Origin of the sequence: Roseateles depolymerans, from assembly GCF_003387155.1 — a bacterium.
Lineage (GTDB): Bacteria > Pseudomonadota > Gammaproteobacteria > Burkholderiales > Burkholderiaceae_C > Roseateles > Roseateles depolymerans.
Genome location: NZ_QUMT01000002.1, coordinates 771,211 through 795,047, shown reverse-complemented (window position 1 = coordinate 795,047; position 23,837 = coordinate 771,211). Strand labels below are relative to the sequence as shown.

General features: G+C 67.3%; 25 protein-coding genes and 1 riboswitch. Of the genes, 20 read left to right on the top strand and 5 right to left on the bottom strand.

Annotated elements, in window-relative coordinates; genetic code table 11:
- Positions 1-9 precede the first annotated feature (9 nt).
- Positions 10-777 (top strand): YdcF family protein, encoded by a 768-nt coding sequence (locus tag DES44_RS11490; protein WP_058935060.1) that lies wholly within the window; start codon positions 10-12, stop codon positions 775-777.
- Between the two features lie 261 nt (positions 778-1,038).
- Here the strand turns inward: DES44_RS11490 and DES44_RS11485 are convergent, their stop codons facing one another.
- Positions 1,039-2,592, bottom strand: a complete 1,554-nt coding sequence (locus tag DES44_RS11485; RefSeq protein WP_058935059.1) for a UbiD family decarboxylase domain-containing protein — start codon at positions 2,590-2,592, stop codon at positions 1,039-1,041.
- 267 nt (positions 2,593-2,859) lie between these two features.
- Between DES44_RS11485 and DES44_RS11480 the strand changes: the two genes are divergently transcribed.
- From DES44_RS11480 to nrdR, 3 genes are all read left to right on the top strand, one after another.
- Positions 2,860-3,723, top strand: a complete 864-nt coding sequence (locus tag DES44_RS11480; RefSeq protein WP_058935058.1) for a lytic transglycosylase domain-containing protein — start codon at positions 2,860-2,862, stop codon at positions 3,721-3,723.
- 69 nt (positions 3,724-3,792) lie between these two features.
- Positions 3,793-3,938, top strand: a riboswitch (ZMP/ZTP riboswitch).
- A gap of 141 nt (positions 3,939-4,079) precedes the next feature.
- The gene (gene glyA, locus DES44_RS11475; RefSeq protein ID WP_058935057.1) at positions 4,080-5,330 is read left to right on the top strand and encodes a serine hydroxymethyltransferase; all 1,251 of its coding nucleotides are present in this window, start codon (positions 4,080-4,082) and stop codon (positions 5,328-5,330) included.
- 13 nt (positions 5,331-5,343) lie between these two features.
- Positions 5,344-5,787: a transcriptional regulator NrdR gene (gene nrdR / locus DES44_RS11470; protein ID WP_058935056.1), complete on the top strand. Its 444-nt coding sequence runs from the start codon at positions 5,344-5,346 to the stop codon at positions 5,785-5,787.
- 39 nt (positions 5,788-5,826) lie between these two features.
- Here the strand turns inward: nrdR and DES44_RS11465 are convergent, their stop codons facing one another.
- Complete coding sequence (locus DES44_RS11465; protein WP_058935055.1) at positions 5,827-6,096, bottom strand: hypothetical protein; 270 nt, start codon at positions 6,094-6,096, stop codon at positions 5,827-5,829.
- Between the two features lie 85 nt (positions 6,097-6,181).
- Between DES44_RS11465 and DES44_RS11460 the strand changes: the two genes are divergently transcribed.
- On the top strand, positions 6,182-6,562 hold the full coding sequence (locus DES44_RS11460) for a T6SS amidase immunity protein Tai4 family protein (protein ID WP_198164950.1): 381 nt from the start codon (positions 6,182-6,184) through the stop codon (positions 6,560-6,562).
- Between the two features lie 120 nt (positions 6,563-6,682).
- Here DES44_RS11460 and DES44_RS11455 read toward each other — a convergent pair whose 3' ends face one another.
- A complete protein-coding gene (locus DES44_RS11455) occupies positions 6,683-7,135 on the bottom strand; it encodes an OsmC family protein (RefSeq protein ID WP_269465244.1) in 453 nt (150 codons plus the stop codon).
- Between the two features lie 404 nt (positions 7,136-7,539).
- Here DES44_RS11455 and DES44_RS11450 point away from each other — a divergent pair, with 404 nt between their 5' ends.
- From DES44_RS11450 to tolA, 14 genes are all read left to right on the top strand, one after another.
- Positions 7,540-8,157, top strand: a complete 618-nt coding sequence (locus DES44_RS11450) for a GspH/FimT family pseudopilin (RefSeq protein WP_058935053.1) — start codon at positions 7,540-7,542, stop codon at positions 8,155-8,157.
- Positions 8,157-8,624, top strand: coding sequence for a type IV pilin protein (locus DES44_RS11445; protein ID WP_083525563.1), 468 nt, complete (start codon positions 8,157-8,159; stop codon positions 8,622-8,624). Before DES44_RS11450 ends, DES44_RS11445 begins: the two co-directional genes overlap by 1 nt.
- Before the next feature lie 293 nt (positions 8,625-8,917).
- Positions 8,918-9,631: a hypothetical protein gene (locus DES44_RS11440; RefSeq protein ID WP_058935051.1), complete on the top strand. Its 714-nt coding sequence runs from the start codon at positions 8,918-8,920 to the stop codon at positions 9,629-9,631.
- Positions 9,628-10,827, top strand: coding sequence for a hypothetical protein (locus tag DES44_RS11435; protein ID WP_147307057.1), 1,200 nt, complete (start codon positions 9,628-9,630; stop codon positions 10,825-10,827). The genes DES44_RS11440 and DES44_RS11435 overlap by 4 nt, the downstream gene beginning before the upstream one ends.
- Before the next feature lie 296 nt (positions 10,828-11,123).
- Complete coding sequence (locus DES44_RS11430) at positions 11,124-11,504, top strand: hypothetical protein (protein ID WP_058935049.1); 381 nt, start codon at positions 11,124-11,126, stop codon at positions 11,502-11,504.
- Positions 11,505-11,514: 10 nt separating this feature from the next.
- Positions 11,515-12,678, top strand: a complete 1,164-nt coding sequence (gene ribD / locus DES44_RS11425; protein WP_058935048.1) for a bifunctional diaminohydroxyphosphoribosylaminopyrimidine deaminase/5-amino-6-(5-phosphoribosylamino)uracil reductase RibD — start codon at positions 11,515-11,517, stop codon at positions 12,676-12,678.
- Positions 12,679-12,723: 45 nt separating this feature from the next.
- Positions 12,724-13,818, top strand: coding sequence for a bifunctional 3,4-dihydroxy-2-butanone-4-phosphate synthase/GTP cyclohydrolase II (gene ribBA / locus DES44_RS11420; RefSeq protein ID WP_058935047.1), 1,095 nt, complete (start codon positions 12,724-12,726; stop codon positions 13,816-13,818).
- A gap of 12 nt (positions 13,819-13,830) precedes the next feature.
- The gene (gene ribH, locus DES44_RS11415) at positions 13,831-14,295 is read left to right on the top strand and encodes a 6,7-dimethyl-8-ribityllumazine synthase (RefSeq protein WP_058935046.1); all 465 of its coding nucleotides are present in this window, start codon (positions 13,831-13,833) and stop codon (positions 14,293-14,295) included.
- Entirely contained in the window at positions 14,292-14,798 is a 507-nt protein-coding gene (gene nusB, locus DES44_RS11410) for a transcription antitermination factor NusB (RefSeq protein WP_058935045.1), read from the top strand. The genes ribH and nusB overlap by 4 nt, the downstream gene beginning before the upstream one ends.
- Before the next feature lie 128 nt (positions 14,799-14,926).
- On the top strand, positions 14,927-16,135 hold the full coding sequence (locus tag DES44_RS11405) for a pyridoxal phosphate-dependent aminotransferase (RefSeq protein ID WP_058935044.1): 1,209 nt from the start codon (positions 14,927-14,929) through the stop codon (positions 16,133-16,135).
- Positions 16,132-16,587 (top strand): tol-pal system-associated acyl-CoA thioesterase, encoded by a 456-nt coding sequence (ybgC, locus tag DES44_RS11400; RefSeq protein WP_058935043.1) that lies wholly within the window; start codon positions 16,132-16,134, stop codon positions 16,585-16,587. Before DES44_RS11405 ends, ybgC begins: the two co-directional genes overlap by 4 nt.
- Positions 16,588-16,707: 120 nt before the next feature.
- Positions 16,708-17,400: a protein TolQ gene (gene tolQ, locus DES44_RS11395; protein ID WP_058935042.1), complete on the top strand. Its 693-nt coding sequence runs from the start codon at positions 16,708-16,710 to the stop codon at positions 17,398-17,400.
- Between the two features lie 34 nt (positions 17,401-17,434).
- On the top strand, positions 17,435-17,872 hold the full coding sequence (gene tolR / locus DES44_RS11390) for a protein TolR (RefSeq protein ID WP_058935041.1): 438 nt from the start codon (positions 17,435-17,437) through the stop codon (positions 17,870-17,872).
- A gap of 6 nt (positions 17,873-17,878) precedes the next feature.
- On the top strand, positions 17,879-18,790 hold the full coding sequence (gene tolA, locus DES44_RS11385; RefSeq protein WP_232309995.1) for a cell envelope integrity protein TolA: 912 nt from the start codon (positions 17,879-17,881) through the stop codon (positions 18,788-18,790).
- Positions 18,791-18,872: 82 nt separating this feature from the next.
- Here the strand turns inward: tolA and pcp are convergent, their stop codons facing one another.
- Complete coding sequence (gene pcp, locus DES44_RS11380; protein WP_058935039.1) at positions 18,873-19,511, bottom strand: pyroglutamyl-peptidase I; 639 nt, start codon at positions 19,509-19,511, stop codon at positions 18,873-18,875.
- Between the two features lie 120 nt (positions 19,512-19,631).
- Here pcp and DES44_RS11375 point away from each other — a divergent pair, with 120 nt between their 5' ends.
- The gene (locus tag DES44_RS11375; RefSeq protein ID WP_083525562.1) at positions 19,632-22,220 is read left to right on the top strand and encodes a GspE/PulE family protein; all 2,589 of its coding nucleotides are present in this window, start codon (positions 19,632-19,634) and stop codon (positions 22,218-22,220) included.
- A 193-nt stretch (positions 22,221-22,413) separates the two neighbouring features.
- On the opposite strand, the gene DES44_RS11370 is transcribed toward DES44_RS11375, so the two are convergent.
- Positions 22,414-23,799, bottom strand: a complete 1,386-nt coding sequence (locus tag DES44_RS11370) for a 3-deoxy-D-manno-octulosonic acid transferase (RefSeq protein ID WP_058935038.1) — start codon at positions 23,797-23,799, stop codon at positions 22,414-22,416.
- Between the last annotated feature and the right edge of the window lie 38 nt (positions 23,800-23,837).

Below are 23,837 nucleotides of genomic sequence, written 5' to 3'. Positions count from 1 at the left end.
CTGACACTGATGAACGACATCATCCATAGCGTGGCCGCCTGGCTGCTGCCGCCCATGGGGGCGGTTCCCCTTTTGCTTCTGGCCTGGTGGTGGCGCTCGCGACGGCCCCGGCTGGCCAATGGCCTCTTTGCCGTGTCCCTGTTGGCCCTGTGGGTGGGCAGCAGTGACCTCGGTGCCCAATGGCTGCAAGACCGGCTGATGGGGCGTTACGAGCCGCTGGCCCTGGAGCGCCTGCAGCAAGGTCCGCCGGAGCAGACGGCGATCGTGGTGCTGGGCGCCGGCGGACGGCTCATGGTGCCCGAATATCAGATCGCGCAGCTCAAGACCCTCTCCATCGAGCGCCTTCGCTATGGCATCTGGCTGGCCCGCCGCTGCAATTGCCCGTTGCTGTTCACCGGCGGCACCGGCCGCGCGGCCAAGCCCGGGCAGCCCAGCGAGGCGGCGCTGGCCGACCATCTGGCCCGAGAGCAGTTCGGTTTTGAGCCCCGCTGGCTGGAAGACCGCGCCTTCGACACCCGGGAGAATGCGCTCTACAGCGCCGACATGCTGCGCGGCACCGGGGTGAAGCGCGTCATCCTGGTGACCCACGACCTGCACATGCGTCGCGCCCTGCGCGCCTTCCGTGCTGCATTGCCCCCGGAGGTGGAACTGGTGCCGGCGCCCATTGGCCTGAGCGGCGAAGGATGGGAATGGCGGGACACCCTGCCTTCTGCCGAAGGCATCACCCGCGCCCGCTACCTGGGCTATGAATGGCTGGGCTGGATCGCCGGCCACTGAAGCGCCTGGCGGGCCCCCAAATAGAAACCCCTCCCCACCCGGAGAACCGGACTGGGAAGGGGTGGGCGGACCAGCCGCCTTTGGGGCTCCGTGGCCATCTGCCACAGGGCTCCTGGCGCGCAGTGACTGCGCCAGAGGGAATGCCTCGAAAGGCCTATTCACATTAGGTGGGCGGGCCCGCAGTTTCAAGGCGGTGACGCTTGCACCCCCTCAAATCAGTCCCCGGTCCGGCCTTCCTTCACGCCGCTGCGCCAGCCCTCTTCAACCGCCGAACAAACGTGCATAGAGCGCCTTCGCGCGGGCCGTCTGCTCGGCCGGCATGTCGATCACACGGCCCCATTCCCGCGAAGTCTCGCCCGGCCACTTGTTGGTGGCATCCAGCCCCATCTTGCCGCCCAGTCCACTGACCGGGGATGCAAAGTCCAGATAGTCGATCGGGGTGTTTTCCACCAGGGTCGTATCCCGGGCGGGGTCCATCCGGGTGGTGATGGCCCAGATCACGTCCTGCCAGCTGCGGATGTTCACATCCTCATCCACCACGACGATGAACTTCGTATACATGAACTGCCGCAGGTAACTCCACAGGCCGAACATCAGCCGCTTGGCATGACCGGGGTAAGCCTTGCGGATGGAGATGACCGCCATGCGGTAGCTGCAGCCTTCGGGGGGCAGATAGAAGTCCACGATTTCCGGGAACTGCTTCTGGAGGATGGGCACGAACACCTCGTTCAGCGCCACGCCCAGCACCGCAGGCTCGTCCGGCGGCTTGCCGGTGTAGGTGGAGTGATAGATGGCGCCGTCCCGCTGGGTGATGCGGTTGACCTCGAAGACCGGGAACCAGTCCTGCTCGTTGTAGTAGCCGGTGTGGTCGCCGAAGGGGCCTTCCAGCGCGTGCAGGTAGCCGCCCTTTTCCTTGAGCGGCACACCGTCCTCGCTGTGCCCGGTGAACCCGGGGGCGGCCGGTGGAATGCAGCCTTCCAGCACGAATTCGGCGCTGGCAGGCACCTGCAGCATGCGGCCGGCTTCGCCCGCCTGCGTGTCCGCCAGTTCGGTCCGGGAGCCGCGCAGAAGACCAGCGAACTGGTATTCAGAGAGGGTGTCGGGCACCGGGGTCACCGCGCCAAGGATGGTGGCCGGGTCCGCCCCGAGCGCCACGACGATAGGAAACGGCTGTCCCGGATTCGCGAGGGCAAAGTCCCGGAAATCCAGGGCGCCGCCGCGGTGGGCCAGCCAGCGCATGATCAGCTGGCGACGCCCGATGAGTTGCTGGCGGTAGATGCCCAGGTTCTGGCGAAGCCGGGGCTGCGCGATGGTCTGCGGCCCCCGCGTAACCACCAGGCCCCAGGTCAGCAGCGGGCCGATGTCTCCCGGCCAGCAGGTCTGGATGGGCAGGCGTTTGAGGTCCACGTCGTCCCCCTCGATCACCTGCTCCTGGCACGGCGGGCGACGCACGACGGACGGTTTCATGTCCCACAGCGCCTTGGCCATTTGCGCCAGTCGTCCCACGTCCTTCAGGCCACGCGGCGGTTCCGGCTCTTTCAGGCTGGCCAGCAGCTGTCCGACCTCCCTCAATTGAGTGGTGGACTCCGCGCCCATGCCCAACGCCACCCGGCGCGGGGTACCGAACAGATTGGCGAGGACGGGTGTGCGATATCCGCTCGGGTGTTCGAACAGCAATGCAGGCCCTTCCGCCTTCAACACCATGTCACTGAGGGCTGTCATTTCCAGCACTGGAGACACCGGCTCCGCGACACGGCGCAGCTCGCCCATGCCTTCCAGAGCGCCGATAAAGTCACGCAAATCCCGATACTTCATAACTAAAAGAAATTTAGAAGAGCCCCCATCAGCTTGACGGGTTATTTTTGGTCCATAGAATCGCGCCCTGCCCTGACTTCAGGGTAATCCCGGTCCTTGCTTTGGGACAGCAGGACCGGCCCGCTGCCAATGGACGCCGGAAGTCCTGGTGCCAGTCTCGTCGTTCTCGACGATGCCGGTGCAGGTCAGACCCGGCCCATTATCGCCAGCCCTGGTGGCGACCTCCTTCAAGGGGTTGCTGACGGGGATGTCGGAGAAAGGAGTCGCATGACAGCGCGTTCACATGTTCTTTCCCTCTCGCTCCAGGCGCGTTCCGCCCTGGTCCTGTTCATCAAGGATATTGGCCAGGGTCTTCTGGTCGTCAGTCACAACACGCTCGCCCTGCTCGGTTTTGCCGTCCTGGCCGTCGGCATCGTGTTCGCCAGCCAGGCGGACCTGCGCCAGGACACCGAAAGCAAGGTGCTCGGATGGCTCAACGCCCGGCATGAAGCCCGGGTGGAAGCGTCCGGCGACGTGCTCGCCCTGATGGCCGAGCCGGACGCGATCAGCCGCGCCACTGCGGTGGATCCCAAGCAGCTCAATCGTCAGCAGGCCGCCGTGGCCCAGTATTTGGCCCGCCGCTACCGCGTCGCGCCGGAGCCGGTCAGCCGTCTGGTCAAGGAAGCCTACGACGTGGGTCAGCGGGCGCGGGTTGATCCCACGCTCATCCTGTCCATCATGGCCATCGAATCGGGCTTCAACCCGTTTGCCCAAAGCTCCGTCGGCGCTCAGGGCCTCATGCAGGTGCTGACCCGCGTGCATGACGACAAGTACGAGGCCTTCGGCGGCAACCTAGCGGCCTTCGACCCGATCACCAACCTGCGGGTGGGTGTGCAGGTGTTGAAGGAATGCATCCAGCGCGCCGGCAGCGTCGAAGAAGGCCTGCGCCGGTATGTGGGCGCCGCCAACCTGCCTGACGACACCGGTTACGCCGCCCGCGTGCTGGCCGAGCAGGACCTGCTGAAGATGGTGGTGGCCGGCCGCAACGTGTCGCCGAACGCCCCGCGCCCCGCGCGTGAGCCGTCTTCCTCGCCAGCCCCGAGCGCGCCGAATGGCGAGCAGGTGGCGATGGTGAGCCACACGCCCAACTGATGTCCCTCCTACGGACGTCTCTCCACTGACGCCCTTGTTCCCTCCCCGCTGACGCGGCGGAGGTACACTTGGCGTTCGCGCAACTGGCGATGAGGTCGGGCTTGTCTGGTCCGGCCAAGGTGGGTCACCACCGGGGAGCGCGAACAATGGGGACCACAGCGGTGCAAAGCCGCCAGCGGCCCTCGTTGTCCGTGCCGTTCGCCTGGGCCGCCACTCGCAGTGGATGCAGGTTCGTCCCTTGTTGCTGTCCTGGTGCCAGGCCTGCGCTGTCAGGTCTGTGCGGTCAGGGCGGTCTGTCACCCTGGGCGACCCCGCGGCCACCGCCGGGCGGCGCCAACCCTTGAGCCGACACCATCATGTTTGACCGCAATCAACACACCCTCGCCAACGTGGACGCGGAAGTCTTTGCCGCGATCCAGCAGGAAACCCAGCGCCAGGAAGATCACATCGAGCTGATCGCTTCCGAAAACTACACCTCCCCGGCGGTGATGCAGGCCCAGGGCAGCCAGCTGACCAACAAATATGCCGAGGGCTACCCCGGCAAGCGCTACTACGGCGGCTGCGAATACGTGGACATCGTGGAACAGCTGGCCATCGACCGCCTGAAGCAGCTGTTCGGCGCCGAATACGCCAACGTGCAACCCAATTCCGGCTCGCAGGCCAATCAGGGCGTGTTCTTCGCCCTGCTGCAGCCCGGTGACACCATCATGGGCATGAGCCTGTCCGAAGGCGGTCACCTGACCCACGGCATGCCGCTGAACATGAGCGGCAAGTGGTTCAACGTCATCAGCTACGGTCTCAACGACAAGGAAGAGATCGACTACGACGCCATGGAAGCCCTGGCTCGCGAGAAGAAGCCCAAGCTGATCATCGCTGGCGCCTCCGCCTACGCCCTGCGCATCGACTTCGAACGCTTCTCCCGCGTGGCCAAGGAGATCGGCGCCTACTTCATGGTGGACATGGCCCACTACGCCGGCCTGATCGCTGCTGGCGTCTACCCGAACCCCCTGCCCTTTGCCGACGTGGTCACGTCCACGACGCACAAGAGCCTGCGCGGCCCGCGCGGCGGCATCATCCTGATGAACGACGAGGCGATCGCCAAGAAGATCAACTCGGCCATCTTCCCCGGCATCCAGGGCGGCCCGCTGATGCATGTCATCGCCGGCAAGGCCGTGGCCTTCAAGGAAGCGCTGACCCCGGAGTTCAAGGCCTACCAGCAGCAGGTGGTGGCCAATGCCAAGGTGCTGGCTGAAACGCTGATCGAGCGCGGCCTGCGCATCGTCTCCGGCCGCACCGAAAGCCATGTGATGCTGGTGGACCTGCGTCCCAAGGGCCTGACCGGCAAGGAAGCGGAAGCCATCCTGGGCGCGGCCCACATGACCTGCAACAAGAACGGCATCCCGAACGACCCGCAAAAGCCGATGGTCACCAGCGGCATCCGCCTGGGCACGCCGGCCATGACGACCCGCGGTTTCAAGGAAGAGCAGGCCCGCCAGACCGCCCATCTGATCGCCGACGTGCTGGACAACCCGCACGACGAAGCGAACCTGGCCAAGGTGCGCGAGCAAGTGGCCGAACTGGCCCGCCGGTTCCCGGTCTACCGCTAAGAGGACGGCGCACATGCGTTGCCCGTTTTGCGGCCATGGCGACACGCAAGTGTCGGAGACCCGTGAGTCCGATGAAGGTGACGTGGTGCGCCGGCGCCGCCGGTGCCAGTCCTGCGACAAGCGTTTCACCACCTACGAACGGGCGGACATAGCGCTGCCCATGGTGGTGAAGAAGGACGGCACGCGGGCGGACTTTGATCCGGCCAAGTTGCGCGCGTCGATGGCACTGGCCTTGCGCAAGCGGCCGGTGAGCATCGAACAGGTGGATGCGGCGCTGGAGCGCATCCAGGAAAAGCTGCTGACCAGCGGCGCACGGGAAGTGGCGTCGACCAAGCTGGGCGAGCATGTGATGCGCGAACTCAAGCGCATCGACAAGGTGGCCTACGTGCGCTTCGCGTCGGTCTATCGCAGCTTTGAAGATGTGGATGAGTTCCGGCAGTTGATCCGGGATATCTGAGCCACGTCCTGAGCCACTTACTCAGCCGGCCCTGCCGCATCACTCCAGCGGCAACGACGTCAACCGTGACGCAAGAACTTCGAGGGACGTGCCACCACGGTAGTTTCCGGGGTCTGTCCTCTCACCGCCGTTTGGATTGTCGTAGGCGCTCCAAGAGGCTGCAATCAGCTCACGAAAGCTGACCTTGCCTTCCAACTGAGTGCGAACGTCCTTGAAGTTGTAGGTCATCGTCCGACCGGTGTAGCCATTCTGGCCCGTGAAAGCGGTGTTGAGGTCGGTCGTCTCCAGGTACGACTCCGCAGCGTCCATGTAGCGGCCAACCGCGCCCCACCAAGCTCTGGTCCTTGTTCAGGCATTTTTAGTCGGCTGCGACTGCTCCCATTTGGACCACGCGATGAAACTTCATTGGCTTGCCGCCGCCCTCTTCTCGATGTCCGTTTTGGCTCAAGCCCAGACGCAAAAAGAGACGGCTGACCCACCCGCTACGGCGAGCTACTCCCAAAAGGTCCTGCTCAAAAACTGGGCGTTCAGCGTGTGTCTTGCCAAGGTTGCCAAGACCCAAGATGCCAAAGACGCTGCAAACGCAGCGGCAAGCGCCTACCTCGAGTTTGGCAAGCTTCCCATAGCGTCTTATGAGCCGCTGCGAGCGCTCGCCGACCGCTATGCCAAGCGGGTGTACGGCGGAGCCACCCCGGGTGAATTCAACACAATGAAGTGCATTGACCTGATGCACAGCGAGGAACTCGAAGCGTTGGCGTCGAAGCTCGCCAGGTAAGGTTTTACGCAAGGCTCGTGATTGCCTGCACCTATCGGCGCACCGACGCATCCGATTGTTCTAACCAGACGATGCAGCTTTCTGAATTCACCTCGATGCCAGCGTCCGCGGCATCCATCGCTAAGTCCCCGCCCCACCCCCACTGCCTTCATCGGCGAGTGCCGCCGACAAGGAAATCTCCGTCTTGAGCGCTTTGGACACCGGGCAACCGACCTTGGCCAAATTTGCGAGTTCTACGAACTTGGCGTTGTCGATTCCCGGCACTTCGCCGCGCAGTGTCAGGTGAACGCTCGTGATGGCAAAGCCATCCTCGACCTTTTCCAGCGCCACATCGGCAGACGTCTTCAGCGAGGTGGCCTTCAAACCTGCCTCTGTCAGGATGAGCGACAGCGCCATCGTGAAGCAGGCGGCGTGGGCCGCGCCCAGCAACTCCTCCGGATTGGTGCCCGGCCCGCTCTCGAATCGGCTGCTGAAGCCGTAGGGCACCGCGGCCAAGGCGCCGCTTTTGGTCGACACGCTGCCGACGCCGTCCTTGATGCCGCCGGACCAGCCGACCGAACCCGTTCTGACGATCTTCATCACGCTCTCCTGGGTAGTGCAGCGACCTGCACGAAATGACTCCATAGAGTCCTCTCATCACGCGGCGCTCACATCAGACGTTTCGGGGTGAGGACTCTCCCTCCTATGGGGTAGTCATTCGGCGCAACACACATGCGCCGCATCACACCCCCGGCACCTGGCTCCCCTGCCTCCTGGCCCCCATCTCCGGCTCATCGGGATCCGCCAAAGCACACGGATGCCCTCCACGGAGTGCCCCGGCTCCTCCTTGAAGGGGGCCTGATTCCCACAGTCAGGGCGAAGCGCTGGGAGGCGCAAGTTCTTAGAGTCATGTCCATGCCGACAGCGCCGCTGCCGGCCTCGTTTCCGGGCCTGCATCAGCCATCGCATCAGGCCCGGCGTCCGGGAAGGATTGGCTCATGACTCCACCACCTCGATTCCATTCGCCGCTCTGGCTGCACACCGCAGGCAAGCGTGATGCGCGCCTGCGTCTCCACACTGCCCGGCCGCGTGGCTTCACGCTGCTGGAAGCCCTGGTGGCCGTGCTGCTGCTGAGCCTGTTGTTGGCCTTTGCGCTTCCGGCAGGTCATCGCTGGTTGCAACGTCAGCGGCTTTGGCATGCGGCGGAAACTGTGCTGGCGGACCTGTACTTCGCCCGCAGCGAATCCCTGCACGGCAGCCGCAACGTGATGCTGCGCTTCCTCTCAACACCCTCCGGTGCGTGCTACGTCATCTACAGCGGGCCGCAGAACAGCTGCCAGTGCGAGACCGAAGGGCCCTCGACCTGCCTGCCCGGCGGCCAGGCGTACCGGACCTACCAGACACCGCGTCGCGACGGCTTTCCTATGTTGAGCAGTAATGTCTCGTCCATGCTGTTCAGCAGCCGCCTGGGCACCGTGGCGCTGGCCGCGACGTTCCGACTGAGTACGGAGGGGGTCGGGGAGGTGCGGCATATCGTGGGCATCACGGGCCGCGTGCGCAGTTGCTCCGCCGACCGCAGTTTCACCCGCTGGCCTGCCTGCGAGGGAGTGGTGTGATGCGATCTGCGACATCAACCGGATCAGCCAAATCCGCTCAATCCTCACAGCAGGCACAGACCGGAATCACCCTGCTGGAGCTGCTGGTGACGCTTCTACTGATGAGCGTCCTGGTGAGTCTGGCTGTGCCGGGCTTTCGAGCCCAGTGGCGCGCTGCCCATCGCTCGGAAGGCGTGCAGGCATTAACGGCGCTCCAGATGGCCCAGGAAAACTTTCGAAGCCGTCAGACCCGCTACGCCCAAAGCCTGGCCGAACTGGTGATGCCCGAGCAGTCCGCCAACGGGCGATTCCGGCTCAGCGTGGTGCAAGCCAGCGCGAACGCCTTCACGCTGGAAGCCCAAGCCGAAGGGGATCAGGCCCGAGACGACCGCTGTCAGCGTCTTCGCCTCGTGCAGACCCAGGGGCAGGTCAGCCTGCTCAGCTTTGCCCCCGGTCAAGTGCCGACGAGTGGCTGCTGGCCGCAATGAGTGGACTGGAGAGTACTGCGATGCACATACCCCCGATCTGCGTCAGGGTCCGAGTCCTTGATGACCCCATTCCTATGCGACCGCGTACGGCCAGGTGGCGATGGCCATCGCGGGCCCACCAATCGGAACGTCAAACGGAACGCCAAGCGAGACACCCGTGGAACCGCCATTCGGAAGGCCATTGGGAGCGCCATTCGGAACGCCAGTTGGACCGCCCATCCGAGCGCCAATCAGCACGCTACCGGACGTTGCGCTTCAGTTCGCCACGCCGCCGGTCAAATGGCTTCACGGTGATGGAACTCCTGGTGGGTCTCGCACTGGGACTGAGCGTGGTGTCTGCCGCGCTGGCATGGGCCGGCCAGTCCTTGGGCGCGATCGTGCGCCAGCATCGCGCTTGGCAGCTGCACCAGGACCTGCGAGCGATAGCCCAGCCGCTGCAGATGGAGCTGCGCCGCGCTGGCGCGCACGGTCGCCCGTCGCTGTTGGTGTGGCAGCCGGACGCCACCGCGGCCACCGCCTCTGCCTCTTCCGTCAGCGCCAATGCCAATGCCAATGCCAGCGCCAACACAAGCGCAAACGCAAGCCCGCCCACCAACGCAGGCACGTCACCAAGCGCGGGAGCAGCACCCACCTCCAATCCCTTCACCACCCTCGCGGTGACCGACGCCGGCACCACGCTGCGCCTGAGCCGCGCCCTCGACGCAAACGTGGTCCAGCCGGACGCTGGCACTGAGGTCGCATTCCGCTGGATTGATGGCCGTATGGACCAGACCGTCGGCGGCCGCTTCCAGCCGATGACCGACCCGGTCCTGATGCAGCTTCAGCAATTCCGCGCGGACATCCAGTCCACCGCCCACCTCGGTGACCGTCCCTGCGCAGACACGGTGCTGTCGCGGACGGTCCAGTTGCAGGTTCAGGCACAGCCGACGCAGGACGCCACATTCACCGCAGCGGCCACCTGGTCGGTGCATGTACGCAATGACCAGATTGCCGGAGCTTGCCCATGAGTCCCCGAACGCCATGCGGCAGTGGCCGCCGACAGGGGCTCTCGGGCGCCCAACGGGGAGTGAATGCCCCGCCGCCCAAGATCGCGCGCCCTCAGCGCGGCGCCGCCACCCTGCTGATGTGCAGCCTGCTGCTGATGCTGCTGGCATTGGCCGTTCTCTGGTCCGCGCGCCCCTTGGCCGCCGCCCAGCGCATCGCGGCCAACGACCACCGCTCGACCGCCGCGGTGCAGGCCGCCGATGCCGGCCTGGCCTGGGCGGCTGCCATGCTGAACACCGGCCGGGTGGACGACAACTGTCGCCCGGCTTTCGACGCCGGCCTGGACTTCCGTAGCCGCGTGCTCAAGTCGGACACCTCCGGCTCCCCCGTGGCCCGGTCCTCGACCTCCTGGGTCGCTGCCTGCACCCACAACGGATCGCTCCGCTGGAGCTGCCGATGCGACGGGCAAGTACCTGCGTCGGCCTCGAGCACGGCTGGGCCTGGCCTGGAAACCACCTTCGCCATCCGGGTCACGGATGCCGATGTCCCGGGCCAGTTCATCCTCCTGGCTCGGGGCTGCAGCGGTGCACCGCCGACCTGCGCCGTCAGCGACCTGCCGCCACCCGACGGCACCGGGCTGGCGGAACACAGCCAACATCTGGCGCTGCTGAGCGCGCTGCGCCGCCCGCCGTCCACCGGCTTGATCGAAGGCGGTCAGGTCGCCTCGCAGAATCAGCCGAATCAGCCGAAGCAGACCAGCCCAGCTTTCGTTCGCGTGTTTGGCTTCCCATCCAGCCAGTACCGACTGCAGCCCGCGCTCACCCGTCTGGCGTGCGGGGACCACTGCGGGCCAGAGCTGCGGCAGGCCTTGTCACGGGGGCGCCGACTGATCTGGATCGACGGCAACGTCACACTGCGGGAAGCGCTGCCGCCCCCATCGGACGGACAGCCGCTGGTGTTGCTGGTGGATGGGCAGCTGGACATCGAGACCGCCCAGTCTTTCTCCGGATTGATCTATGCGCGCAGCGACGTGCGCTGGGCGTCACCGACCGGCAGCAGTTCGGTGGTGCGCGGTGCCTTGGTCACGGATGGCCGCCTCATCCGCACCGGCGATGCGGGCACCCTCCAGCTGGAATGGGACGAAGCTCTGCTGCGGCGCATCCAGTGGGAGATGGGCAGCTATCTTCCCGTGCCGGGTGGGTGGAGCAACAGTCGATGAACCCGCTCACGCTCCCCCGCCGTCAACGGTCTGCCGCTTTCGGAGGCGGGCCAGAGCTCGGCTTGCCGAGTTTCGGCTTGCCTAGGTACGACCTGCCTGGGTACGACTTGCTTAGCCACGGCGCCGCTGGCTACGGCTCGTCAAGGTACGGTCGGCCAAGGATTGGCGGGCCCAAGATAGGCCTGCAGGGAAACCGTTGCCGGCGCGCATGCGCAGGCCTGGCTCTCCTCGAAGCCCTCATCGCCGCCGCGCTGCTCGCCACCGGCGCCGCCGGGCTGATCCGACTGCAGGCGCAGTTGGCATGGGCCGGTGAGGAAGTCCGTCACCAGGGCGAGGCCTTGTGGCTGGCCCAGCAGGCGCTGGAGCAGGGCCGGGACTCGCTGCAAGTCACCCCCACGCGCTGGACCGGTCGCACCGCCACCTTCGACCTGCAAGGCGAAGCCACCGACACCACGCCCGACGGCCTGCCTGCCACCTCGGCACCGACGCCGATGCCGATTCCCACACCAACATCATCACCAGCACCACCCCTCACCGATCCTTTCCCCCTGCGCGCCCTCAGCGTGCACGTCTCCTGGACCGACCGCCGCGGCCACCCGCAGCGCCTGGACCTGCACACCCTGGTGCCGTCCGCCAACCGCTCCCTGACGGCCTGGCTGACCCGGGCCGACAGCTAGACTTCACCCCATGCATCCCGATTCCTCCCCTTCCGGCACGCCGCTGTCCCCGCAGGACCTCCAGCACCTCGCGGCGGCCCTGGCGCTGGCCGAGCAGGCCATCGGCCTGACCGATCCGAATCCGCGTGTCGGCTGCATCATCACCACGGCCCATGGCGAGGTCCTGGGTGCCGGCCACACCCAGCCCGCCGGTCAGGCCCATGCCGAAGTGATGGCGCTGCGCGACGTCACCGACCGCGGTCACGACCCGCGCGGCGCCACGGTCTACGTCACGCTGGAACCCTGCGCCCACCACGGCCGCACGCCGCCCTGCTGCGATGCGCTGATCGCCGCTGGCGTGGCGCGGGTGGTCGTGGCGCTGGGAGACCCCAATCCGCTGGTCGGCGGTCACGGCCTGGCCCGGCTTCGGGCGGCCGGGGTCCAGACGCATCTGCTTGAACCGGACCACGCGCTGGCCGTCGCCGCCCGTGAGCTCAACATCGGCTTCCTCTCCCGCATGGAGCGCGGACGTCCGTTCGTGCGCATGAAGATTGCCGCCTCGCTCGACGGACGCACCGCCCTGCACAACGGCGTGAGCCAATGGATCACCGGCCCGCAGGCCCGGGCGGACGGCCACGCCTGGCGCCGACGTGCCGGCGCGGTGCTGACCGGCATCGGCACGGCCAAGGAAGACAACCCTCGCCTGGATGTGCGGGAGGTCCCCACCGCCCGGCAGCCGCAGCGGGTGCTGGTCGATTCCCGCCTGACCCTGTTCCCGGAAGCCCGCCTGCTGGACCCCCCGGGCACCCTCTGGGTCTACCACGCACAGCCCGATGGCGGCGCCCTGGGGGACGCCCTGACTGCCCGCGGCGCCGAACTCATCTCACTGCCCGACCCCAACGGCAAGGTCGACCTGACCGCGATGATCCAGGACCTGGGCCGTCGCGGCATCAATGAACTGCACCTGGAAGCCGGCAACAAGCTCAATGGCTCCTTGCTGCGCACCGGGCTGGTGGACGAGCTGCTGGTCTACTTGGCGCCCATGCTGATGGGCGACGGCCGCGGCATGGTGAACCTGGGCAGCCTGACCGCCCTGGACCAGGCGCCGCGTTACGAGGTGGTCGATATGCGCCCCATCGGCGCCGACATCCGCCTCCGCCTGCGGCCCACCACCGTCCCCCGCGACGCCCGGTAGCCCCACCGCCCCGCAGCCCCGCCCCGCCCGCCTACAATCACGCCCATGCCTATTTCTCCGATTCCTGAGCTGGTTGCCGAACTGGCGGCCGGCCGTATGGTCATCCTGGTCGATGAGGAAGACCGCGAAAACGAGGGTGACCTTGTCATCGCGGCCGACCATGTCACGCCCGAAGCCATCAATTTCATGGCCAAGTACGGCCGCGGCCTGATCTGCCTGACGCTCACCCGCGAGCGCTGCGAGCAGTTGCAACTGCCCCCCATGGCCACCCGCAACGGCACCAAGCACGGCACGGCCTTCACCGTGTCGATCGAAGCGGCCACCGGCGTCAGCACCGGCATTTCCGCGGCGGACCGCGCCCGCACCGTGCAGGCCGCCGTGGCCCGCAATGCGGTGGCGGCGGACCTGGTCCAGCCCGGGCACATCTTCCCGCTGCAGGCCCAGGACGGCGGCGTGCTGATGCGCGCTGGTCATACCGAAGCCGGTTGCGACCTCTCCCGCATGGCCGGCCTCACCCCCGCCAGCGTCATCTGCGAGGTGATGAACGACGACGGCACCATGGCCCGCCTGCCGGACCTGGAAGTCTTCGCCCAGGAGCACGGCCTGAAGATCGGCACCATTGCCGACCTCATTGAATACCGCAGCCGCAATGAATCGCTGGTGCAGCGCGTCACCCAGCGCCCGCTGGAAACCCGCCAGGGCCGCTTCGACTGCCACGTCTTCCGCGACCGCACCGGTGGCGTCCACATGGCCCTGATGCTGGGCGAATGGAAGCCCGAGGACGAGGTTCTGGTGCGCGTGCACGAGCCCTTCTCCGCGCTGGACCTGCTGGAAGCCGGCCGCTGTGGCCACTCCTGGCCGCTGCCCGAAGCGCTGTCCGCCATCCAGTCTCAGGGCCGCGGCGTCGCGGTGCTGCTGAACTGCGGCGAAGAACCGGACGGCCTGCTGGGTCGCCTGCAGGCGCCTGCGGGTGAAGAGGCCCGCCCTGCGGTGGACCTGCGCACCTACGGCGTCGGCGCACAGATCCTTCGCGACCTGGGCGTGCAACGCATGAAGCTGCTGGGCAGCCCGCGCCGCATGCCCAGCATGACCGGCTACGGGCTGGAAGTCACCGGCTTCCAGGCCGCACAGAACTGCTGAGACGAGGGCTGCATGCAAGGATCTGACAAGGGTCATTCGACCCCCCTGAACGGCCAAGGCCTGCGCGTGGGCATCGTGCAGGCGCGTTTCAACGACTCGCTGACCACCGCCCTGGCCAAGGCCTGTCTGGCGTCGCTGCATCAGCACGGCGTGGCAGAGGCGGACATCCGTCACGTCACCGTGCCGGGCGCGCTGGAAGTGCCGGTGGCCCTCCAGGCCATGGCCCGCAGCGGACGCTTTGACGCCCTGGTGGCCCTGGGCTGCATCATCCGCGGCGAGACCTATCACTTCGAGCTGGTGGCCAATGAAAGTGGCGCCGGCGTCACCCGCCTGACGCTCGACCACGGTCTGCCCATTGCCAATGCCATCCTGACCGTCGAAAACGAAGCCCAGGCCTGGGCTCGTGCCGAAGAAAAGGGCCGGGATGCCGGCACCGTTGCGGTCGAAATGGCCCTGCTGCTGAAAGAACTCCAGTGACCTCCAAGGACAACCTCCCCTCCACCGGCGCCAAGTCTGCAGGTGGCAAGCCCGCGCCCAAGCGCCCTGCCGTCAAGTCCGCCCGCCGCCGTGCCCGTGAACATGCCCTGCAGAGCGTCTACCAGTGGCTGCTGACAGGCGACGACCTGGGCGTCATCGATGCCCACACCCGTGAGCAGGAAGGCTTCGACAAGAGCGACCGCGGCCACTACGACAAGCTGTTTACCGGTGCCGTCGAAGAAGCCGCTTCGCTGGATGAAGTGCTGGCCCGCCATGCGGACCGCAAGACGACCGAGCTGTCGCCCATCGAGCATGCCATCCTGATGCTGGGCGCGTACGAGCTCAAGCACTGCATCGACATCCCCTACAAGGTCGCCATCAACGAAGCGGTCGAGCTGGCCAAGTCCTTCGGGGGCACCGACGGCCACAAGTACGTCAACGGCGTGCTGGACCGCGCCGCGGAAGATCTGCGTCCGGTGGAAGTCAAGGCCGCGCGCGGCTGAGCGCCGGGGCGGCGTCCGTCGCCCGCCCCGTCACGACGGGCGGCGTGCATCGCGAAGCGGTTTTTCGGGGCTCACGAGGTCTTATCATCGGGGCCACGCCAGTGACCGCATCGCACGCGCCCCACCCCATGTCGCACGAACTCAGGCTTTCTCAACGCGTCGCCCGCATCCAGCCGTTCTACGTGATGGAGTGCGCCAAACGCGCCGACGAGATCGCGCGCTCCGCCGTCTGTGACCCGGCCCAGGGCGGCCGGCACATGATCTACCTGAACATCGGCGAGCCGGATTTCGGCGCCAGCGCCGCGGTGCGCGAAGCTGCCTCCCGCTTCACCGCCGCCGGCCAGGTGCCCTACACCCAGGCCACCGGGCTGGTGGCGCTGCGCCAGCGGCTGTCCGACTGGTATCGCAACACCCAGAACCTGAGCATCGCGCCGGAGCGCATCGTCATCACCGCGGGCGCCTCCGCAGCCCTGCAGCTGGCCTGCCTGGCCCTGTTCGAGCAGGGCGACGACGTGCTCATGCCGGACCCCAGCTACCCGTGCAACCGGCACTTCGTCGCGGCGGTGGACGCCACGCCGGTGCTGCTGCCCGCTGGCGCGGAAGACCGCTTCCAGCTCACCGAAGCCCAGGTGCGTCACCACTGGACCAGCCGCAGCCGCGGCGTGCTGCTGGCCTCGCCCAGCAACCCCACCGGCACCTCGGTCGCGCCGGACGAACTCGCCCGCATCCACGCCTTCGTGCGGGAACGCGGCGGCGTGATGGTGGTGGACGAGATCTACCAGGCGCTGAGCTACGACGACCGCTATCGCCGCAGCGCCCTGGCCCTGGGCGATGACGTCATCTCCATCAACAGCTTCTCCAAGTATTTCGGCATGACCGGCTGGCGACTGGGCTGGTTGGTGCTGCCCGAATCCCTGGTCTATCCGGTGGAGAAGCTGGCGCAAAACCTCTACATCTGCCCGTCCACCATCGCCCAGAAGGCGGCGCTGGCGAATTTCGAGCCGGAGTCTCTGGCCGAGTTCGAGCGTCGCCGCGAAGAGCTGCGCCGCCGTCGCGACCTGGTCGTGCCGGCCCTCAACGCGATGGGCCTGCCGGTGCCGGTGGTGCCCGACGGCGCGTTCTACGCCTGGGCCGATGCCTCCGGCACCCGACTGAGCAGTTGGGATCTGTGCATGGACCTGATGCAGCATGCCCAGGTCGCCCTCACCCCTGGCCGCGACTTCGGTCCCGCCCTGGGCGAGCGCTTCCTGCGTCTGTCTTTTGCCAGCAGCATGGACGACCTGCGCGAGGCCCTGAGCCGGATGCGCGTCCGTGTGGCTCAACTCCAATCGTCATGACCAGCACCGCCCTCCTCGACCCCAACGCGCCCACCGCCGCCGCGAAGGCCGGCCTGCCCGCCTTCCAGCATGAGCTGCGCATCTACTGGGAAGACACCGACGCCGGCGGCGTCGTCTTCTACGCCAACTACCTCAAGTTCATGGAGCGCGCCCGCACCGAATGGCTGCGCGCACTCGGCTTTGAGCAGGAAGTGATGCGGCGCGAAGAAGGCCTGATGTTCGTGGTCAGCGACACCGCCCTGCGCTACCTCAGCCCGGCCCGGCTGGATGACTGGCTCCGCGTCACCGTCAACCCGGCGGAGATCGGCCGCGTCAGCCTCACCATCGACCAGCAGGTCTGGCGCGGCGAGACGCTGCTGACCGAAGGTCGCATCCGCATCGGCTGCGTCGATGCGGCCAGCCTCAAGCCCGCCCGCATCCCGGCACGCATCCTGCAATGTCTGCAGCGCTGAAACGCTTCAGCCAACATCCAGACACAGGACCGGTCGTATTTCGAGCAAAAATGACCGGTTTGCAGACAGACCTCCAGCGCCGACCTGGCGTCGGCCCCTCGTTGAGCTTCCTCTGACTCCATGAACCAAGACCTTTCCATCATCTCCCTGATCATGCATGCCAGCCTGACGGTGCAGCTGGTCATTGCAGCGCTGCTGCTGGTGTCGCTGGCCAGTTGGAGCGTCATCTTCAGCAAGCTGATCTCGCTGTCCCGCGTGAAGGCCCGCAACGAGCATTTCGAGCAGGAGTTCTGGTCCGGCAAGAACCTCAACGACCTCTACAACAGCGTCTCCAACCATCAGGACGGCGCCCCGCTGGAGCGCATCTTCGCCTCCGGCATGCGGGAATTCCTGAAGCTGCGGGAACGCCGCGTGTCCGAGCCCACCGCCCTGCTGGACGGCGCCCGCCGCGCCATGCGGGCCAGCTTCCAGCGCGAGCTCGACGCGATGGAATCGCACCTGTCCTTCCTGGCCTCGGTCGGGTCGGTCTCGCCCTATGTGGGCCTGTTCGGCACCATCTGGGGGATCATGCATGCCTTCGTCGGCCTGTCCAACCTCACCCAGGTGACGCTGGCCACCGTCGCCCCCGGCATCGCCGAAGCCCTGGTGGCCACCGCCATCGGCCTGTTCGCCGCCATTCCCGCGGTGCTGGCCTACAACCGCTTCGCCCGCCAGATCGACCGCAATGCCATCACGCTGGAGAGCTTCATCGAGGAGTTCTCCAACATCCTGCAGCGCAATGCCGGCCAGCCGGCACCTGCCGCCGCCCGCTGAAGCCTGAAGTCGATACCCCGGAAAGCGCACCGCCATGCCCGCGATGTCCTCCCGCAGCGGCTCCCGCCGCCGCACCATGAATGAAATCAACATGGTGCCCTTCATCGACGTGATGCTGGTCCTGCTCATCATCTTCATGGTGAGCGCCCCGCTGATCACCACGGGGGTGGTGGACCTGCCCAGCGTCGGCACCAGCAAGCAGCAACCGACCCATGTCATCCAGGTGGTGGTGGGCAAGGATGAGCAGCTCAAGATCAAGCTGGACGGCGACCAGGATCCCCAGCCGGTGCCGCTCAAGGCCCTGGCCGCCCGGGTGAAGGACGCCCAGGCCGGCGATGCCAACACGCCGGTGGTGATCTCCGCCGACCGCAATGTGAAGTACGAGGCCGTGGTCAAGACCATGGACGTGCTGCAGCGCGCCGGCATCCAGCGGGTGGGCCTGTCGGTCAAGAACGGCCCTTCGGACAGCTGATCGCCCATGAGCAGTCTCGTTTCCCGTTTCCCGATGGACCGCGACCCGCTGCGGCCGCCGCCCGCGCCCGGGCTGGGCCGCGGCATGGCCCTGGCCGCCGTCGCCCACGTGCTGCTGGTGCTGGCGCTGAGCTTTGGCGTGAGCTGGCGGTCGGCCCCGATTCCGGCGGCGGAAGCGGAGCTGTGGGCGTCCGTGCCGGTGGCCGCTGCCCCCAAGGAGCAGCTGCCGCCGGAGGAATCTCCCCCGCCCAAACCCGAGCCCAAGCCGGAACCCAAACCCGAGCCGCCCAAGCCCACGCCTCAGGAGGTCCAGGCGCAGCGCGATGCCGACATCGCCATCGCCAAGGCCAAGGAACGCAAGCTCAAGGAAGAGCAGGAGCAGCGCGAGCTGGAGGACAAGAAGCGCAAGCTCGAGCAGCAGAAGAAGGACGAGGCCGAGAAGCAGGAGCGCGAGCGCAAGGAGAAGGACGAAAAGGCCAAGAAGGACAAGGCGGAGCAGGCCGACAAGGCCAAGGCCGAGAAGGCCCGCAAGGACGCCGAAGCCCGGGCCGAGCAGGCGCGCCAGGACAATCTCAAGCGCATCATGGGCATGGCCGGCGCGACCGGCGCGCCCAATGCCACCGGCACGGCGCAAAAGAGCGCCGGACCGTCCGCCAACTACGCCGGCCGGATCAAGGCACGGGTCAAGCCCAACATCGTCTACCAGGACCCGGGCGGCGCGGCCAACCCCGAGGCGGAAGTGGAAGTGCGCTGCAGCCCGGACGGCACGATCATCGCGCGTCGTGTGATCAAGTCCAGCGGACTGCCGGACTTTGACGCCGCCGTGCTGCGGGCGCTGGACAAGACCGAGGTCCTGCCCCGCGACACCGACGGCACCGTGCCGCGGGTGATGACGCTGGTCTTCCGGCCCCGGGAGTAAGAAGCGGGATCAGGGGTCGGGGCCAGGCCGCAGGGGCCGCCATTCAGCGGCTGGGCCCACGTCTGCGGTCAGTCCCGTCCGATCAGTCCAGTTGCCCGGCGCCCATCCGGATCTCGTTCTGGGTGAGTGCCGTGTGCAGCGCCAGCCGGGTGGCTGCGACGAGCGTCTCCAGCGGCAGGCTGGCCGCACCGGGATGCTGCGCCGCCTGCTGCGGCAGATACGGAATGTGCATGAAGCCGCTGGGCACGCCCTGCCCCGCCAGCCGGTGCTGCAAGCCGTAGAAGACATGGTTGCAGACGAAGGTGCCGGCCGTCTGCGACACCGAGGCCGGATACCCGGCCGTGCGCAGCGCCGCGACCATCGCCTTGATGGGCAGCGTGCTGAAGTAGGCCGCCGGCCCGTCCGGCACGACCGGCTCATCCACCGGCTGCGCGCCGGCGTTGTCCGGAATGCGGGCATCGTCCACATTGATAGCCACCCGCTCCAGGGACAGGTCACAACGCCCCCCCGCCTGCCCCACCGCCAGCACCAGCGCTGGCCTCACGCGCACCAGCGCCTCGTCCAGCGTGCTCAGTGCGACACCGAACACACAAGGCAGTTGCAGGGCCACGACCCGGGTGTCCGCGATGACCTCGCCCCCCAGCGCATGGGCCAGCTCCCAGGACGGGTTGACCGCCTCGCCACCAAAGGGCTCGAAGCCCGTGATCAGGATGTTCTTCACGGAACCGAGTCTAGCGGGCCTCTCCCATGCTTTTCCTTGTGATGCATCATCGACAAACGCGTTAGGCTTAGGCCTACGGCGTCCTTTGGCCGTCAAGAGAATCACCGCGGAGACCGCTACATGTCCGACCCGTCCGTGCCACTGAAATGGCCCCAAACCGAGCCTGGAGCGCTTGTCGAGCCCTCACGGCCCGCGTCGCTGGGCGCCACTCCGGTGGCCAGGACCGCGGCGCGTCGCAATGCCGACGGCGACTTCGAATGGCCCACGCCCCCCTTTGCCGCCTACCCCCGGCCCAAGCCGCAGCGCGATCCGCTGGCCTGCGAGATCCTCGGCCTGAACGGCAGTCGCACGGTCGGTAAGGTCATCCTGATGGTGCCGCAGGAGCGCCTGGCCCAGGTGCTGGTGCCGCCGGCGCGCAATGCGATGCCGCTGAAGTTCTCGCAGTTCCGGGCGCTGAAGCTGCTGCACGCCATTGAAGTGCCGCCCCGGGATCCCGCGTCGGTGGACGACCCGATGTCCCTGGACCAGCGGCCGCGGGACGAATTCCGCCTCGTCTATCAGGGCGGCGAGGAATTCAAGGGTACGACCATCGGCCATGTGGAAAGCGACATCGGCCTCTTCCTGTTCCCGCCCGTCAGCGACACCAGCGACTGGGTGCGCTGCATGTTCGTGCCGCGCGAGGTGCTGACCAGCTACGAGGTCGGCGACCGCATCGGCGACCTGCTGGTGCGCGAGCAGGTCGCCACCACCGCGCAGGTGGAAGAAGCCGTGCAGGAACAGAAGGACCTGCGCGACCGCCGCGTGGGCGACATCCTCGTGGCCCAGCACCTGGTCAGCAGCGAGCAGCTGATGCAGGCCATCGAGCAGCAGGCCCGCATGCCGATGGTGCGCATCGGCGAGGCGCTGCTGGCCCTGGAGCTGGTGACGCAGGCGCAACTGGACGAAGCCCTGGCCCAGCAGAAAAACGACCGCTCGGTGCCACTGGGTGAGTTGCTGGTGCGCAAGGGCGTGGTCACCCGGGCGCAGCTGCAATCGGCGCTGGCCCGCAAGATGGGCTATCCGCTGGTGGACGTGGACAACTTCGCCATCGAACCCGAGGCGGTGCTGAAGCTGCCGCTGTCGGTGGCGCGTCGCCTGGAAGTGCTGCCGCTGGTGGTGCGGGATGGCCGCCTCATCGTGGCGATGGAAGACCCGACCCGGCGCGACTGCATCGACGAGGTGGAATTCATCACCCAGCTGAAGGTGGTGCCGGCGCTGGCGCGCGTGGGCTCCCTGCAGTTCGCCCTGCCCTCCGCCTACGAGCGCTACGGCAACCAGCCGGTGTCCAGCCGCGACACCGGCCTGCCCACCCTGGGTATCGACTTCGAGCTGGACAGCTCCGACAAGCTGATCGAGACCCTGGAGCGCGAAGGCCAGGAGCAGGTGGCGCGGGAGGCGGCCCGCGAGGAAGAGCGCCCGATCGAGCAGAGCGACAACTCGCTGGTGCGGCTGATCAACACCATGATCATCGATGCCCACAACCAGCATGTGTCGGACATCCACATCGAGACCTATCCGGGCAAGGACAAGGTGCGCATCCGTTTCCGCAAGGACGGCGTGCTCCAGCCCCACCTGGAACTGCCGCACACCTACCGCAGCGCCCTGATCGCGCGGATCAAGATCATGTGCGACCTGGACATCTCCGAGCGTCGCAAGCCGCAGGACGGCAAGATCAACTTCGCCCGCTTCTCCTCGCAGCATCCGATCGAGCTGCGGGTGGCCACCATCCCGACCAACAACGGGATGGAAGACGTGGTGATGCGGATCCTGGCCTCGGCCAAGCCCATCCCGATGGAGAAGCTGGGCCTGTCGCCCTACAACTTCGAGCAGCTCAAGATTGCCTCGGCCCGGCCTTATGGAATGGTGCTGTGCGTGGGCCCGACCGGCTCCGGCAAGACCACCACGCTGCATTCGGTGCTGGCCCAGATCAACACGCCGGACCGCAAGGTCTGGACGGCGGAAGATCCGGTGGAAATCACCCAGGCCGGGCTGCGGCAGGTGCAGGTCAATCCGAAGATCGACTGGACCTTCGCCAAGGCCTTGCGCGCCTTCCTGCGGGCCGATCCGGACGTGATCATGGTCGGTGAAATCCGGGACGAGGAAACCGCCGAGATTGCGGTGGAAGCGTCCCTGACCGGCCACTTGGTGCTGTCCACCCTGCACACCAACAGCGCTCCGGAAACCGTGACCCGTCTGCTGGACATGGGCATGGACCCCTTCAACTTTGCCGACTCGCTGCTGGCGGTGCTGGCCCAGCGTCTGGTGCGTCGCCTGTGCCCGTCCTGCCGCAAGGCCGAGCCGATGCCCGACGAGAAGCTGCAGGAATTGCTGGACGACTACCTGCATGTGTTCTCGGCGGAGAACCGGCCGACCCGCGAATCGGTGCTGGCCCAGTGGCAAGGCGCCTATGGTCAGCCGGGTCTGCTGCACTATCACAGCCCGGGCTGCGCCAAGTGCGACAACACCGGCTTCAAGGGCCGTGCCGGCCTGCATGAGCTGCTGGTGGTGTCTCGCACGCTGCGCCGCCTGATCCAGACCGGGTCTCGCGCGGAGGAACTGATGCACCAGGGCATGGCCGAGGGCATGCGCACCTTGCGTCAGGACGGCATCGCCAAGGTGCTGCAGGGCGTGACCACGCTTAGCGAAGTAAGGGCGACCAGCAACCAGTAGCGCAGCTTGCCCGCTGTGGCATTGCTGTGGCGCGATGGCGCTGCGGTGCGGCGTCGCGGTTTCGTGGCGCGGTATCGCGGTGTCGCGGCGCTGTGCGGCTGTGTCGCTGTGTCGCGGCAGGGTGGCGCTGTGGCGCGGCGGAGTGGCGCGGCGGAGTGGCGCGGGGTCGCAGCGGGGTGGTCACCGCGGCCGGTCAGCGGATGAGGTCCAGGATGCGCGCGGCCATCCGCTGCGCTGCGCCACGATGCGCAGCGGCAAATGCCGTGGCGGCCGCGGCCATCCCGGTCCGCGTGGGCGCATCAGCCAGCAAGGACAAAGCCTGTGCCACACCCTGGTCCAGCGATTCCACCCGCCGGGCAGCGCCCGCCTCCAGCGACAGCGTGGCCGCTTCGGCGAAGTTGAAGGTGTGGGGGCCCATCAGCAACGGCACGCCGCATGCGGCCGCCTCGATCAGGTTCTGCCCGCCCAGCGGCTCGAAGCTGCCGCCCAGCAGGGCCACGTCGGCCAGGCCGTAATACAGCGCCATCTCCCGCATCGAATCCCCCAGCCACACGTCGGCCGCCTGGTCCTGCGCCGACGGACCCTCCGCCCCCCAGGCACTGCGACGCGCGAGTGACCAGCCAGCTTGTTGCACCAGCACAGCCACCTCGTCGAAACGCTGCGGATGCCGGGGCACGATGACGAGCAGCGGCGGGCGGGCGCCTGCCGTGCTTTCAGCGCCGAGGGACACGCCGCTGGAATTCGAACCGGCAGGACGCGATCCGTCGACCGACAAGCCTGGCGCTTGGGCTTTGATTTGGGCCCACTGCGCCAGCAGCGCCGCCTCTTCCCCTTCCCGGGAAACTGCCATGAGCACCACCGGCCGTCCCAGGGCTGCGCGCCAGGCGCGGCCTTGCGCCAGCAGCGCCTCGTCCGGCTGCAGATCAAACTTGAGGTTGCCGCACACCTGCACCTCCGGCACTCCGGCCTGGGTGAGCCGCTGCGCGTCCTCGCGGGTCTGCGCCAGTGCCAGGCGCAGCGTGCGGGCAGCCGGGGCCAGCAGCCACTTGAAGCGCTCGCCGCGACGCAGGCTGCGGGCCGACAGCCGCGCATTGGCCAGCACCATCGGCACGCCCGCCTGCGCGGCGGCCTGCTGGAGATTGGGCCAGATTTCGGTTTCCATCAGCACGCCCACCGACGGCTGAGTGCCTTGCAGGAAACGCCGAACCGCGCCGGGCGTGTCGAACGGCAGCCAGCGCTGCACATCCCCCGGACGCAGCAGCGCCTGCCCCGCCTCCCGGCCGGTCGCCGTCGTATGGGTCAGCAGCAATCGCATGCCCGGGCGTTCCTGCCGCAGCCGCTCGATCAGCGGCGCCGCGGCCCGGGTCTCGCCCAGCGACACGGCATGCACCCAGATCGAGCCGGGCTCCACATCCAGGCCAAAGCCGAAACGCTCCGGCAGATGGGCCCGGTACAGCGGCTCGGCCCGGCCCCGACGCATCAGGCGCAGCAGGTACAGCGGCGTTCCCAGCCGCAGCACCGTGCTGAAAAAACCGCGAGCCAGCCGCTCACGCCAGGAATCACCAGGGGGCGGAGTCATCAGGGGCCGCTTTATCAGGCTAGACAGAATTCAGATCT